Consider the following 14,434-nt stretch of genomic DNA (forward strand, 5'->3'; position numbering starts at 1 on the left):
TTACATTATTCACTTAATGATTCTTTCAAAAACTTTTGAGACTCTAAGACTTTTACTCTTATTCTTTCTTTTACATCTGCATAATCTATTTCTAAATTATCAAATGATTTATATTCATGTTCTGCTAAATGAAAATCAGACAACCCTACATAGCTCATTATATCTCTCATCCTCGTGTTTATTTTTTCACTTCTATCTACCACAAAAAATGTTTTATTAAATAGTAATGAAAACGCAACTGCGTGAAACGAATTACTTATCACATATTCCGCTGAATTTATTAAAGACAAAAAGGTTTTTGGCCCTTCTAAATAGAAGTTCTTGTCTGAATACGTTACGTTGTCATTTACGGTAAAAATTTTAAGACCGTGTTTCTTAGCTGTGTATTCAGTAATTTTTTTAATATTTGGATTGCTATCGCAATCATAAACGAAAATATACTTTTCTTCAATTGGGGTTACAAAGCTTTCTTTCCATTCTTCTGGACTTAATAGAAAAACTGGATCCAAAACTTGCTGAGCATTTTTGACATCTAATCCTTCTAAAATTTTTAATCCTGAACTTTCCCTAACTGAAATATTATTTAAACGTTCTACATTTTCTTTAACGAATGGCTTTAAATCATCCTCAATCTCATCTATAGCAAAACTTGCAGCATAAGAAATTTTAAGTTTATTATCTGGGACAAAATTTAAATAAAATGCGGGATCTTTACCATTTTGAAAAAATGAATTCCAAATCTGATCACTTCCACAAATAAAAGCGTCTGCATCTGGCAAATCATTTTTTAATTCTGTATTATCTGTATAGTTTTTCTTTGTAAACGGAATGTATGTGTTTTCAAACTCGTCGAACGCCTTTTTTCTTTTTAACAATGTTAATCGCTGTGGTAACTTTGCTAATAAGTATAACCATTTGATCAAAAACTTGTCATACTTTGGGTTTGCAACATTGAAAAAATTATGATGATTACTTAAATAATCTGGTGTATAATCAATTGTTTCGGCATCATGCCCTAAACTTTTCAGATATTTCAACAAAGCATATTCTTGTAAACTTGCTCCGTGATTATATACTCTGTGACATGTTATTGTTTTAACTCTCATAATTTAATCTTAATCAGTTTTTCAACTATTAATTTCTCCTCTTTTTGCATTGCAAAGATGTAAAATAAACTTAAAAATGTTATGGCATATGCAAATATTTTACCACCAAAATTAATCCAGCCTTCTCCAGGTATTTTATCTATTAAAAAACCTAAGGCTAAAACTAGTACAAACACTAGCATATTTTTTAAAAAAACCTCTATTAAAAACTTCAATACATTAAGCTTAACAGCATAAACGTAATAAATATTAAGTATTAATTCACTTAGAAATCTTCCCAGCAAAATTCCAAAAATCATTCCCATTGCATTGTATTCTTTTGCTAAGAATGCTCCTAAAATCATTCCAATGGTTATAGCAGACAAAGCTATTATTGCTTTAAATTTAATCTTTTTAGAAGCTTCTAAAATACTATTAGCAAAACTTTGACTTAGAGGTATTGTTATGACAATCATAATAAACAAGGCTATTTTCCATGATAGTAAATAAGTTTCTCCTAACCATAGTTTTACAAACTGTTGCCCATATAAAATAAAACCTCCTAAAATTAAAAGTAAAATCATTAATGTTATTCTACCTATTCTAATAAACATGTTGTTTATTTCTTCATGCGAAGAGTTATTGTACAACATTTTTGTAGCTTTTGGTAATAACAAACTGGAAAACGCAGATGCAAAAGCTCCGTAATAGGTTCCTAGCATAACTCCTACAGCATAAATAGCAACGACGGTAGTTCCTTTTAATGCTCCTAAAACCAATTGACCAGATTGCCACTGAAATTGAGCTATAATAGCTAAAACAAAGATCCAAGTTGAATACGAAAATACTTCTGACAACAGTTCCTTATTTAAAGAATGTAATCTTATTTTTACTTTTAAGTTTCCAAGAACAAAAACACCATTTATCGCTATAAAAAGTACATTTACTACGGTATCTAACACTACAATTGAAACAGCATCTCCGCCTAAACTTAGTAATAACACTAAAAGTAACGAACGAACAATATACTTGATTAAAATTGTCATTCTAGGAAACACAAATCGCTCATAACCAGAACTTATAGCAATAAAGGCTCCTCCTGGAATAGTAATAGCTACGTTAAAAATTAAAATAACAAACATTATTTTTGCCTTATGAAGTTCTGATGGCGATAAGCTCTCTCCATAAATACTTGTTAGATTAAAATACATGATAATTCCCAATGCTACAATCAATAACGCAATGGCAAAATAAATTAACATTATAGTAGCTAGAAAATTTTCTTCTCCTTTCTTATCCTTTTGAGTACGGTATTTAGCAACAAATCTAATTACGGTATTATTCAACCCCAAATCCATCAATGAAAAATAGGCTATAAAGGACCCAACTAAAGTATATAATCCATACTCTGAATCACCCAATGATTTTACAATAAAAGGAGTTAGTAACAATCCTACAATATTGGTTACTAAGATATTTATATATGAAAGAATTGCTCCTTTTTTTAATTGACTCATTTAATTAATATCGTATTATTTCTGTCTTAGTATTACGTACTCCTTTCCTCCTAATACAACCTCTTTAACTAACTCTTCTTGCAATAAGTTTTCGTAGGTTTCTTGCTTTTTCTTAGGTGTTACTATATACGCTCCTGACTCCATATTACTAGCAATACTTTTCGGAAAAAAATAATCAGGAAAAACAAATGAAATTTTCTTCAAATTAATTGATTGAAAATCACATAAATAATACAAGGCAGGTGAAGGTCCATCTAAGTAGACCCTAGATTTTTTAGGTATATAAGTATTTAAAATTTTAATTTCTTCTTGTTGTTTACTTATATATGCTTGATTTCCATTTTTTAAAGTTAAACCAATATACAAGGTCCAAAAACAAAGAGATACTCCTAACAAAACGTAACTTAGCAAATTCACTTTTTTATTCTTGCTGACGCTGAATAAATAGGCGAATAACAACAACGAATAAGGCACAACATACAAAAAGTAGTGAAAATATGTTGCGAATTTAAGCACTGTTAAAGAGGATAAAAATAAAAGAATGTACAATACCTTTCTTGTATCCAAAACTTTGTAATAAAGTACCAAAAGCACAGGAATTATCAACAAATACAAATTGAATAAAATAAAATAAAGTAACTCTATAAAGTGAGAAATAGTACTTGCATTTATTGCTGTACCATTTCCATTATCAAACTCAGTCCCTTTTCCTAAAATAAATTTTATAAATTCTACCAAATTAACTCCGTAACTTGATAAATAACCAAAAAACAATATTAAAGGCAGTAACATACCCGAGCTTAACAACAAGATTGACTTTAATTTTTCTTTCTTATTTAAAATAAGATCGGCCGCAATAGGCAATAAAATAAACAACCCATATTGTTTAGATAAGAAAGCTAAACAAATAGTTACTCCTGATAAAAACAGGTTTTTAAACGTATTATATTCTCTAAAGTTTAAATAGAAGTAAAGGGCTAACAGCTGAAAAAAGACCGATAAAGGCTCTAACATCAAATGCCTTCCATCAAACACAAAACTCAACAGCACAAATGCTGATACGAAAAATAAGTTTCTAGATTTATTGTTGGATATTCGTTTTAACAAGTTATAGAAAATAAAAGATGATCCTATCGTAATTAAAACGTTCATTAATAAATGCCATTGATAACTTGGCATATCATCAAACAAAAATGGGATTCCGAAAGTAATAATTGATAATGGCGTGTACGCTATTCCTATCTCATGAAAATATACTTTTCCCGAATAAAACTCTCTACCTATTGCTAAATAAAACCCAGAATCAAGTCCTATCGTTGGACTAACCATAAAACTTATTAATAAAACAGCGCTTAACAAAAATGTAAGTCCTGTTAATATTTTAAAAACTTTATTCTCCATATGAAAAAGACTAATTAATCTATTAATTTTATGATTGATTCTATAGACTCATTTGATAATTCATAAAAAAATGGAAGTCTAATTAAATTACTAGTAAACTTATCTGAATTTTCAAGATCTCTTCCATCGTGCTTATCTATATAATAAGGGCTTGAATGCAGTGATATATAATGAAAAACTGCACTAAACCCATTTTCTTTAAGCTTTTTAATTACTCGTGTTCTATGTTCCAAATTCTCTGTTAGAATATAAAACATATGTGCATTATTAGTTGCATATTCAGGAACTTTAGGTAATACTATATGTTTCAACCCTCTACTTTTAAGACCATTATGGTAACGTTCCCAAATTTCTTTTCTCCTATTTTGAATTTTATCAAGGTTTTCGATTTGAGCCCATAAAAAAGCAGCTATAACTTCTGAAGGTAAGAAAGAAGAACCTGTATCTACCCAACCATATTTATTTACTTCTCCTCGAAAAAACTCTGCTCTATTTGTCCCTTTTTCCCAAATAATTTCGGATCTCTTAACAAATCGCTCATCGTTAATGGCCAACATTCCTCCTTCTCCAGAAATAATATTTTTCGTTTCATGAAAAGAAAAAGCAGACATATGACCAATACTTCCTAAAGCTTTCTTCTCTCCTTTTTTATTGGTATAAAAACTATCTATAGCCTGAGCCGCATCTTCTATAACGAGTAAATCATACTTATCAGCCAACTCCATTATTTTATCCATATCACATGCCACTCCAGCATAATGTACTGGTACAATAGCTTTTGTTTTTGAAGTAATTAATGCTTCAATTTTATCTGCATCAATATTAGGGTTATCTTTATAAGAATCAGCAAAAACAACTTTAGCTCCTTGTCTAATAAAAGCTATTGCAGTTGAAACAAATGTAAAACTAGGAATAATTACCTCATCTCCAGGTTCTATATTTGCCAACATTGCACACATTTCTAATGCATCGGTACATGAAGTTGTTAATAATACTTTTTTAAAACCGTAGTTTTCAGCAAAAAAGTTTTGACATTTTTTTGTAAAAATTCCATTACCAGAAATTTTCCCACTAGCTACGGCTTCTCTAATATATTCTGTTTCTTGACCTGTTAAATATGGCTTATTAAATGGTATCATCTAACTAATCTATGTGGGTTTCCTACATACAACCCTGATTTATCTATATTTTTTATAACAACTGTTCCTGCTCCAATTTGCGTTCTCTCCTTGACGAAAATATTATCTATAATCGTTGAATTTATTCCCAATATACATTGCTCTTCCACTTTAACAAATCCTGCAATTGCAACTCTTGGAGCTAAAAAACTATGCTTTTGAATTATTGAATCATGGGCAATTGTACATCCATTATTCAGTATTGTATTTTCTTCTATAACTGCATCAATATCAACACTACAATTAGGATAAATAACTGTACCTGACAACACCTTTGCAGATGGTGCTATCCAAGAAGTTGAATGCACAATTTTACCAAAAGGAATAGCTCCCTTAAACCTTATGTAAAGTTCTTTCTTTTTTTGCAGATGCTTGTATCCAATACCTATAATTAGCTCATCAAAGGCTCCTTTCTTGTACAGCTTTTCGATATCATTACTATTTCCAATAATAGGTATATTATATTTATAAGATTCATTCGAATAATCATCTATGAAAACAACTTTTTGATAATGACCATCTTCTAAAGCATAATTTGCAATCTGCCTCCCTAAATCTCCTGCACCAATAATAGCTAATGTTTTCATTGACTTTAATAAATTTTCCTAATTATCACGTTAGGTCTATTTTGAACTTGTTTAAAAATCTTAAACAAATAAATTCCAATTAGGCCTAAAAATGTTGAAATTACTCCTAAAATTAAAATATTAATAGCCACTAATGAAGTCCATCCTAATTGAATAGAATCTCCTAGAACTACTTTTTTAACGAGTAAAAAAACAATTGCTAATAAACTAAAAAAAGTTATACATATTCCTGTATAAAACAAGTACTCAAGAGGTTTACCAGAAAAAGAAGTTACTGCTTGTAGCATTAACTCTAATCTTTTTTTAGTACTATATGTACTTTTACCTTCTCTTAATCCTCTTGTCACAGGTATTCCTTTTTGATTATATCCTGCCCAATGCATCATACCTCCTAAAAAAAGGTTCGTATCTCCTAGAGAAAGTAAACTATTTAAATATGCTCTCTTCATTAACCTTTCAGTTGCAATATTTTTAGGAATCTTAACTTCTGAAAATTTGTTGATTGCCCACCAAAACAAGCGTCCTCCAAAATTTTCTATAAACCCTCCCTTTCTTTCTTCTTGATAACCAAATACAACATCTATCGTATCATCTTTATGAATTTCTCTATAACAATCTTTCAAAAAACTTGGAGGAGTTTCCAAATCATTATCAATTAAAAAGACCAAATCACCTTTTGCATGGAGTAAACCCGCTTGCATTGCATAATGATGCCCAAAATTTCTGGATAAATCAATTATCTTTATTTCAGAAACCTCCTTTTTCTTTTCCAACAAAAACTGTAAAGAATCATCTGGAGATCCATCATTTACAAAAACCAACTCATAATCATCAATCTTTAAATCATTTATTGCCGATACTATTTCTTTAATAAACGTATCTAAAAATGGTTTTGACATGTATAGTGTTGAGACTACTGATAAGGTCATTTTAGTTTATTTTTTATTTAAAACAATATTTGGAAACGATTTTGATGTTCCTAGTACATACCCCATTCTAAATTCACTCGACTGAATTTCGCTTTCATTAATTTCACCATAAATATTTTTATCTAAAATATTATAGGAACTTAAGTCATTTAACAATTCTTTATCTGCTTTATTAAGAATCCATTTAACAAATGAAAACTGAACTGGAACATTTTTCACTTTTTCGATTCCTATACCTAATGCTATTTTTATAGTATCTTCTAAATAATTATAACTATATGCGTTTTCTACCATCTCTGCTCGAAAATCACCTCCCATTCTTCCTGCAACTTCTATGATACAAAACTCATTGTTCTCATTAATTCTTAATTCTGTATGTGATGCTCCGTTTTCAAATTTTAGAGCAGTAAGAGTATCCTTTGTTAAATTTATAGCTTTTAATAATAGTTTTTCATCAATCCTTCCGGGTACCACATGAGCTTTCTCTACAAAGTAAGGTGGCCCTGTATAAAACTCTTCTGTAATACCAGCAAAATAATGTTTATTATTTTGACTTATCATTTCCATGCTATATTGTACTCCTTCAAAATACTCTTCAATAATAACTTTTTTATTCAGAGAAACCTCTAACGCTTCTTTAAAAGCAACTTTAGCTTCTTCTAAATTGTTTACTCGAGTAACACCTCTACTTCCAGATCTATCTGTTGCTTTGACCATAAAAGGATACTTCAAATCAGTTTTTTCTAAATCCTTTTCAGTTTTAATCAGTTGAAATTTTATAGAAGGAATTCCATTAGTTTTAAAACTACTTCTCATTAAGTGTTTATCTCTACAAATCATTGATGTATCCATAGAGTTACCAACTAATGAAAGTTTATCCGCAACATAGTTAACTGTATCTACAGCTATATCAGAACCAACAGTCAGAATTCCATCAATCTTTATTTCTAAACACTTCTCTAAAATTGCTTCTTTATCTAATGTAGAAATTGGATAACAATAATCTGCAATGTCTTTCACAATATTACCTTTATCCCAAGCAAACACGTGAGTTTCGATAGACATTCTCTTTGCCTGTTCTACCAAACGTCTCTGAGGAAAACTCGCTCCCAGAATTGCTATTTTTTTCATTTCTTATTTTTTTACGTTGTCACCACTTAATACTTTTGAGAATTTTACTTTCTTTTTTATAAAGTAGCTCTCAAAAAACTTATATGAAAATCCAGAAATAAGTATTGTTAATCCAATACTTAAAACATACTGCAACACAACATTTTCTATATTAAAAAACATTAAAGTTTTCAGAATTATAACAATTGCAAGCGGATGGAACATGTATAATCCGTATGACACTTTACCTAAGTAATTCAGAATACTATTTTCTAAATTAAATATTGTTTCTTTATTTGATGCTAAATTCAAAATAGCTATTCCAAAAAGCACTCCGTAAAACTCATAATGTATATGAGGTATTTTAACACCAAAACCTATTAATACAAACAATATTAAGTATACAAGATATTGTGTATATTTAGAGTATAACCATTTTAAAATGTTATTTTTCTCATATAACCAATAAGCCAAAACTCCTCCTATTGCCATACAATCGATGCTGAAACCTCCTACAAAACCATAAAGCAACGTTGTCCATTCAGTTACTCCAAACAATTTTGCATAAACATTGATTCCGAATTTCACCACAAAATACAACGCAATAACGCCAAACAACAACCTTAACTTATATTTTGATTTCTTCATAAGTAATGGCCATAACAAATAGAATTGTTCTTCTACTCCAACCGACCATGACTGTGATGCAAATGGCACTGGAGGGAAAGTTATTAAAGCCAAATTAGGCAAAAACAAAAAGAACAAAAGTACTTTTAGGTTATAAGAATCGAATAATTGACTTGTGTAGTCACCAACCTCTAAAAATGGGATAAAAGGAAGAATAAAAAAACTTAGTATTACTATTAAATAATACAATGGCCAAATTCTGAGTAATCTTCTTATATAAAAATCCTTTATAGAAATTGTTCCAGTTACTTCTTCTTCTGCTAACAATAAATAAGTAATTAGAAATCCACTTAACACAAAAAATAATATAACTCCCAACTTCCCTATTATAGGAATAAAAGGTAAATCATGATAAAAATTATCTAAATTAAATATATTTTTCAGCTGTTCAATATGATGAATAATAACCAGTAAAGCAGCAATAAATCTTAACCCATTAAGATTTGGAAAATAAACTTTTTTCATTTTCTACCTACTTCAAAATTCGTTTTAAATATTCGAAATACTCTCCTTTTAAATCTTTTATACTATTGAACAATTTCTCTTTTTCAACATAGTGCATTCTAAATGCAATTTCTTCAAGACAAGCTATTTTTAAACCTGTTCTCTTTTCTACTGCCTTTACAAATTCTGTCGCCTCCGTGAGTGCTTCATGAGTACCTGTATCTAACCAAGCATATCCTCTACTCAATATTTTCATCTTCAATTTTTCATTCTCTAAATAATCTTGATTAATTGAAGTTATCTCTAGCTCTCCTCTATCAGAAGGTTTTACATTTTTTGCTTTTTCTACTACAGAATTAGGATAAAAATACAATCCTACTACGGCATAATTAGATTTAGGAGTCGCTGGCTTTTCTTCAATACTAATTACATTCCCTTCTTCATCAAACTCAGCTACACCATATCTTTCAGGGTCATTTACATAATTACCAAAAACTACTGCTTTCTTTTCTTCCTTTACGGTATCAATAGCTTCATAAAGTAGTTTTTGAAGTCCTCCACCGTAAAAAATATTATCCCCTAAAATCAAACTAACATCATCATCACCAATAAACTCTTCACCAATAATAAAAGCTTGTGCTAAACCATCTGGAGATGGCTGTTCTGCATACTCTAATTGAATTCCAAATTTACTTCCATCTCCTAATAATCTTTTAAAATTAGGCAAATCATGCGGTGTTGAAATGATAAGAATTTCCTTAATTCCTGCTAACATTAAAACCGAAAGCGGATAATAAATCATTGGTTTATCATAAATCGGAAGTAACTGTTTACTCACAGTTAATGTTAATGGATGTAATCTTGTTCCTGAACCTCCCGCTAAGATAATTCCTTTCATAGTTTCTGTTTTTTAGTTAGCCTTATCAGCGTACATTTTTTCGTAATAATTCTGATATTCTTTAGAAGTTACATTATGTAGCCACTCTTTATTTTCTAGATACCAATCAATTGTCTTAGATAAACCTTCTTCAAACGTTACTGACGGATTCCAACCCAATTCCTTTTCAATTTTCGATGCATCAATAGCATATCGTAAATCGTGTCCAGGTCTATCTTTTACATACGTGATCAATTTTTCAGAAGTTCCTTTATCTCTACCTAACTTCTCATCCATTTGACTACATAAGACTTTAATTAAATCGATGTTTTGCCATTCGTTAAAACCTCCAATATTATATGTTTCTCCATTTATTCCTTTATGAAAGACTAAATCGATTGCAACAGCATGATCTACAACATATAACCAATCTCTAGTATATTTACCATCACCATAAACTGGTAATGATTTATGTTGTATAATATTATTAATAAATAAAGGTATTAGTTTCTCAGGAAACTGATTTGCTCCGTAGTTATTTGAACAATTACTTACTACATAAGGCATTTTATAAGTCTCTCCATACGCTCTTACAAAATGATCCGAACTAGCTTTTGATGCAGAATATGGAGAGTTTGGATCATATGGTGTAGTTTCTTCGAACAACCCTGTTTCTCCTAAAGTTCCATATACCTCATCTGTACTTACATGATAAAACCTCTTATTATCCCAATCATTTTGGTTAATAGCTTTAAAAGCATTAAGCAAAATCATGGTTCCTAAAATATTGGTTTTTGCGAAGGCCAATGGATCTGTAATAGATCTATCTACATGAGACTCTGCTGCTAAATGAATAACCGCATCAAATTTAAATTCTTCAAACAAGTTATTAATAAAATCTTCATCTGTGATATCTCCTTTGATGAATTTATAATTCTCAGCAGATTCAACATCTTTTAGATTCTCTAAGTTCCCTGCATATGTTAGAGCATCTAAATTATAGATCATATAGTTAGTGTATTTATTTACAAAAAGTCTTACTACATGTGACCCTATAAAACCTGCTCCTCCGGTAATTAATATTTTTTTCATTTACTTTTTCTAACTACTTAATTTACAAATACAAAAAAACGAAACTTACATTTCCACCACTCTGTATTCTTCTATAATTTCAACTGCCAAAGATATAGAAACTAAATTAAAATGTACTTTCATAATTACATACTATAACTTATTAATCATTTCATAACATTTGTACAAAATCAAATCAAAGTTAAATCGTTAAAAACTCAAGTTATTTCTTAATTATCTTTTGTTTTTAAGCTCTCCTTTTGATGAACTTCTCTTCTTAAACCACTGCTAGAAAACCTATGTTCCCTTTTATTGAAGTACAGTTTTATACCTTTTTTCTCGCAATAATCTCTTCCTGTAAATTGCTTATTTGCATATTCTTCTCCAATCACTCGAACATCTACCTTAAAAGAACGTAATATATCTTCTAAATCTTGCTCTGTAGCATATGGAACAATTTCATCTACATATTTGCATCCTTTTAATTGAATATACCTTTCCACTACAGATTGTACTGGACGATTCTTATCAGGTCTATCTATTGTTGGATCTGTTTGCAAACCACAAATCAAATAATCACATTGACGTTTAGCATCTTCTAACATTTTTATATGACCAGCATGCAACAAATCAAAAGCACTAAAAGTTATTCCTATTTTCATTTCCAATAATTTTAAAATTATATTTTTTCTACATATTGAGTTTTCCTTAAAACTAAACAATAGTTATAAACTTTTATCTACCATTTCTCTTGGCAATAAACCTTTTACATCATAAACTATTGCCTCTTTAGCTTTAAGAGACTCTATATTCAGTTTTTTAAATTCATCATGAGCAACTACTAATACAATTGCATTGTAATAGTTTTCTTCGAGCTTATCAATTAACTCTAAATTATATTCTTTTTCAACTTCTTCTTTGCTAGCCCAAGGATCGTAAACAAAAACATTTGTTCCATATTCTTTCAAAGAATGAATAACATCTATCACTTTCGTATTTCTAACATCAGGACAATTCTCTTTAAAAGTAATACCTAAAATCAACACTTTAGCATTTTTAATTTTCAGGTCTCTTTCAATCATCAATTTAATCACTTGAGAAGCCACATAATCTCCCATACTATCATTCAATCTTCTTCCAGCTAGTATAACCCCAGGATGATACCCTAACTCTTCTGCTCTTTGCACCAAATAATAAGGATCTACTCCAATACAATGACCACCAACTAAACCAGGTTTAAATGGTAAAAAGTTCCATTTTGTTCCAGCTGCCTCAAGAACCTCTTGAGTATCGATATTCATAAAACCGAAAATTTTAGCCAGTTCATTTACAAAGGCAATATTAATATCTCTTTGTGAGTTCTCTATCACTTTTGACGCCTCTGCTACTTTTATACTCGAAACCTTATGAGTTCCAGCTTTTATTATTGAACCATAAAGATTATCAACCATATTAGCAACTTCTTCGGTCGAACCTGAAGTTACTTTTAAAATACTCTCTAAAGTATTCTTTTTATCTCCAGGGTTAATTCTTTCAGGCGAGTAGCCAACAAAAAAGTCTTTATTAAATTTCAATTCAGATGTACTCTCTAACACTGGAACACACTCTTCTTCTGTTACACCAGGATATACGGTAGATTCATATATAACAATATCATTACTACTCAAAACCGCACCTACTAACTTACTTGCATCTATTAGCGGATCTAAAACCGCCCTATTATTTTTATCTACTGGAGTTGGAACTGTTACAATATAAATTGTGCAGTCTCTAATATCATCTAGAAGTGAACTACAAAAGAGTCCATTTTGATTTGTGTTCTGTTTTTTTAAAACTACGTGTAGCTCTTCTTTTTCAATTTCAAAGGTTGCGTCATAGCCTTTATTTAATTGAGACACTCTCTCTTCATTAATATCAAATCCTACTACAGCGTACTTTGTTGCAAATAACCTTGCCAATGGTAAACCAACATACCCTAAACCTATTACCGCTATTTTTACGTCATTCATAAAGCTATTCTTCAGTTCTCGAAACTACAAAAAACATTATAAAATAAAAAAGTCTCATCAAATATTTGATGAGACTTTTTGTGGGCGCGAAGGGATTCGAACCCCTGACCCCTTGGGTGTAAACCAAGTGCTCTGAACCAACTGAGCTACGCGCCCGTTTGCAATTTAACGTTTAAGAGTTGTGGGCGCGAAGGGATTCGAACCCCTGACCCCTTGGGTGTAAACCAAGTGCTCTGAACCAACTGAGCTACGCGCCCTTAATTGTCAATTGCGGGTGCAAATATATAACTCTTTTAGATATCTACAATAACTTTTTTTACTTTTTTTCTATAAAATTTCGGCTACTACGAAGGTACTCCCCCCAACATAAACAACATCCTCCTTCAAACTATTTTCTAAAGAACTGATATATGCTTCTTTAACCGAACCATAAGCTTCTCCTTCCAATTGATACCTCTCACACATTTTTTTTAATTTTTCTACTTCCAATCCTCTTGGAATATTTGGTTTACAAAAATAATAGGTCGCTTTTTCAGGAAATAAAGGTAGTACTTCCTCCAATTTCTTATCGGAAACCACTCCTAATATTATGTGTAAATTTTGATAGTTTTCTTTTTGCAATTGCTCTAATGTATATTTCAAGCCTTCTTTATTATGAGCAGTATCACAAATTACTTTGGGATGTTCTTGTAAAATTTGCCAACGGCCCTTTAAATTTGTATTCTTTACTACATTCAATAATCCGCGTTTAATATCTTTTTGAGCTATAAAAAAGTTTTGCAACTGTGAAATTGCTTCAATCGCCGTTTTTACATTCGATTTCTGGTAAGTTCCCATCAAATCAGTTTCAAAATCACTTACATTATCCGATCCGAAAGTTATATCAGCCCCACATGCTTCTGCCTTTTTTAAAAACACCTCTTTAACTTCTTCTTGTTCCTCTCCAATTACCACCGGAACATTAGCTTTGATTATTCCAGCTTTTTCAAAAGCTATTTCTGGTAAAGTCTCTCCAAGAAACTGTGTATGATCTAAACCTATATTGGTAATTACAGCAACTTCAGGTTTTATAATATTGGTTGAATCCAATCGTCCTCCAAGACCAACTTCAATAATTGCTATATCAACTTCTTCTTTTGCAAAATATTGAAAAGCCATTCCAACAGTCATTTCAAAAAAAGACAACCCTTGTTTTTCCAAAAACTCTTTGTTATTTCGTATAAATTCAACTACACCTTCTTTCGCTATCTCTTTTCCATTAATACGAATTCGTTCTGTAAAGTTTTTTAAATGTGGTGAAGTGTATAGGCCAACCTTATAACCTGCTTCTTGAAGTATAGAAGCTAACATGTGACTTGTAGAACCTTTACCATTGGTTCCTCCTACATGAATTGATTTAAACTTCTTTTCAGGATTATTTAAATGCTTTGCTAATGCAATAATATTGGTCAAATCTTTTTTGAATGCCGTTTTACCTTGGCGTTGATACATTGGCAATTGGGCGAACATCCAATCTAAAGTTTCTTGATAAGTCATTAA

At 30.4% G+C, this 14,434-nt stretch carries 13 protein-coding genes and 2 tRNA genes; all 15 read right to left on the minus strand.

Annotated features, from left to right (window positions below):
• Positions 1 to 5: 5 nt before the first annotated feature.
• Positions 6 to 1,106 (minus strand): polysaccharide pyruvyl transferase family protein, encoded by a 1,101-nt coding sequence (locus tag ABNT22_RS16135; RefSeq protein WP_348717644.1) that lies wholly within the window; start codon positions 1,104 to 1,106, stop codon positions 6 to 8.
• Positions 1,103 to 2,602 carry a lipopolysaccharide biosynthesis protein gene (locus ABNT22_RS16140; RefSeq protein ID WP_348717643.1) on the minus strand — a complete coding sequence of 500 codons (1,500 nt, stop codon included), beginning with the start codon at positions 2,600 to 2,602 and terminating at the stop codon, positions 1,103 to 1,105. The genes ABNT22_RS16135 and ABNT22_RS16140 overlap by 4 nt, the downstream gene beginning before the upstream one ends.
• Positions 2,603 to 2,617: 15 nt before the next feature.
• On the minus strand, positions 2,618 to 4,003 hold the full coding sequence (locus ABNT22_RS16145) for an ArnT family glycosyltransferase (RefSeq protein WP_348717642.1): 1,386 nt from the start codon (positions 4,001 to 4,003) through the stop codon (positions 2,618 to 2,620).
• Positions 4,004 to 4,017: 14 nt separating this feature from the next.
• Entirely contained in the window at positions 4,018 to 5,142 is a 1,125-nt protein-coding gene (gene rffA / locus ABNT22_RS16150) for a dTDP-4-amino-4,6-dideoxygalactose transaminase (protein ID WP_348717641.1), read from the minus strand.
• Positions 5,139 to 5,768 carry an acetyltransferase gene (locus tag ABNT22_RS16155; RefSeq protein ID WP_348717640.1) on the minus strand — a complete coding sequence of 210 codons (630 nt, stop codon included), beginning with the start codon at positions 5,766 to 5,768 and terminating at the stop codon, positions 5,139 to 5,141. The genes rffA and ABNT22_RS16155 overlap by 4 nt, the downstream gene beginning before the upstream one ends.
• Positions 5,769 to 5,773: 5 nt before the next feature.
• Positions 5,774 to 6,697 (minus strand): glycosyltransferase family 2 protein, encoded by a 924-nt coding sequence (locus tag ABNT22_RS16160; protein WP_348717639.1) that lies wholly within the window; start codon positions 6,695 to 6,697, stop codon positions 5,774 to 5,776.
• A 6-nt stretch (positions 6,698 to 6,703) separates the two neighbouring features.
• Positions 6,704 to 7,828, minus strand: a complete 1,125-nt coding sequence (locus ABNT22_RS16165; protein WP_348717638.1) for an ATP-grasp domain-containing protein — start codon at positions 7,826 to 7,828, stop codon at positions 6,704 to 6,706.
• A gap of 3 nt (positions 7,829 to 7,831) precedes the next feature.
• Positions 7,832 to 8,959: an acyltransferase gene (locus tag ABNT22_RS16170; protein WP_348717637.1), complete on the minus strand. Its 1,128-nt coding sequence runs from the start codon at positions 8,957 to 8,959 to the stop codon at positions 7,832 to 7,834.
• 7 nt (positions 8,960 to 8,966) lie between these two features.
• Positions 8,967 to 9,836, minus strand: coding sequence for a glucose-1-phosphate thymidylyltransferase RfbA (gene rfbA / locus ABNT22_RS16175; RefSeq protein WP_348717636.1), 870 nt, complete (start codon positions 9,834 to 9,836; stop codon positions 8,967 to 8,969).
• Between the two features lie 12 nt (positions 9,837 to 9,848).
• Positions 9,849 to 10,907, minus strand: a complete 1,059-nt coding sequence (gene rfbB / locus ABNT22_RS16180) for a dTDP-glucose 4,6-dehydratase (protein WP_348717635.1) — start codon at positions 10,905 to 10,907, stop codon at positions 9,849 to 9,851.
• Between the two features lie 209 nt (positions 10,908 to 11,116).
• Positions 11,117 to 11,548 carry an adenylyltransferase/cytidyltransferase family protein gene (locus ABNT22_RS16185; RefSeq protein ID WP_348717634.1) on the minus strand — a complete coding sequence of 144 codons (432 nt, stop codon included), beginning with the start codon at positions 11,546 to 11,548 and terminating at the stop codon, positions 11,117 to 11,119.
• Between the two features lie 63 nt (positions 11,549 to 11,611).
• Positions 11,612 to 12,895: a nucleotide sugar dehydrogenase gene (locus ABNT22_RS16190; RefSeq protein ID WP_348717633.1), complete on the minus strand. Its 1,284-nt coding sequence runs from the start codon at positions 12,893 to 12,895 to the stop codon at positions 11,612 to 11,614.
• An 81-nt stretch (positions 12,896 to 12,976) separates the two neighbouring features.
• Positions 12,977 to 13,051, minus strand: a tRNA-Val gene (locus tag ABNT22_RS16195).
• A gap of 26 nt (positions 13,052 to 13,077) precedes the next feature.
• A tRNA-Val gene (locus tag ABNT22_RS16200) sits at positions 13,078 to 13,152 on the minus strand.
• Positions 13,153 to 13,222: 70 nt separating this feature from the next.
• Positions 13,223 to 14,431 carry a folylpolyglutamate synthase/dihydrofolate synthase family protein gene (locus ABNT22_RS16205; protein WP_348717632.1) on the minus strand — a complete coding sequence of 403 codons (1,209 nt, stop codon included), beginning with the start codon at positions 14,429 to 14,431 and terminating at the stop codon, positions 13,223 to 13,225.
• Positions 14,432 to 14,434 lie beyond the last annotated feature (3 nt).

Origin of the sequence: Tenacibaculum sp. 190130A14a, from assembly GCF_964048965.1 — a bacterium.
Taxonomy (GTDB): domain Bacteria; phylum Bacteroidota; class Bacteroidia; order Flavobacteriales; family Flavobacteriaceae; genus Polaribacter; species Polaribacter polynesiense.

What these genes read in the sequence shown, in the direction of transcription:
- ABNT22_RS16135 (WP_348717644.1), bottom strand. Translation starts at nt 1,106, where the DNA reads ATGAGAGTTAAAACAATAACATGTCACAGAGTATATAATCACGGAGCA.
- ABNT22_RS16140 (WP_348717643.1), bottom strand. Translation starts at nt 2,602, where the DNA reads ATGAGTCAATTAAAAAAAGGAGCAATTCTTTCATATATAAATATCTTA.
- ABNT22_RS16145 (WP_348717642.1), bottom strand. Translation starts at nt 4,003, where the DNA reads ATGGAGAATAAAGTTTTTAAAATATTAACAGGACTTACATTTTTGTTA.
- rffA (WP_348717641.1), bottom strand. Translation starts at nt 5,142, where the DNA reads ATGATACCATTTAATAAGCCATATTTAACAGGTCAAGAAACAGAATAT.
- ABNT22_RS16155 (WP_348717640.1), bottom strand. Translation starts at nt 5,768, where the DNA reads ATGAAAACATTAGCTATTATTGGTGCAGGAGATTTAGGGAGGCAGATT.
- ABNT22_RS16160 (WP_348717639.1), bottom strand. Translation starts at nt 6,697, where the DNA reads ATGACCTTATCAGTAGTCTCAACACTATACATGTCAAAACCATTTTTA.
- ABNT22_RS16165 (WP_348717638.1), bottom strand. Translation starts at nt 7,828, where the DNA reads ATGAAAAAAATAGCAATTCTGGGAGCGAGTTTTCCTCAGAGACGTTTG.
- ABNT22_RS16170 (WP_348717637.1), bottom strand. Translation starts at nt 8,959, where the DNA reads ATGAAAAAAGTTTATTTTCCAAATCTTAATGGGTTAAGATTTATTGCT.
- rfbA (WP_348717636.1), bottom strand. Translation starts at nt 9,836, where the DNA reads ATGAAAGGAATTATCTTAGCGGGAGGTTCAGGAACAAGATTACATCCA.
- rfbB (WP_348717635.1), bottom strand. Translation starts at nt 10,907, where the DNA reads ATGAAAAAAATATTAATTACCGGAGGAGCAGGTTTTATAGGGTCACAT.
- ABNT22_RS16185 (WP_348717634.1), bottom strand. Translation starts at nt 11,548, where the DNA reads ATGAAAATAGGAATAACTTTTAGTGCTTTTGATTTGTTGCATGCTGGT.
- ABNT22_RS16190 (WP_348717633.1), bottom strand. Translation starts at nt 12,895, where the DNA reads ATGAATGACGTAAAAATAGCGGTAATAGGTTTAGGGTATGTTGGTTTA.
- ABNT22_RS16205 (WP_348717632.1), bottom strand. Translation starts at nt 14,431, where the DNA reads ATGACTTATCAAGAAACTTTAGATTGGATGTTCGCCCAATTGCCAATG.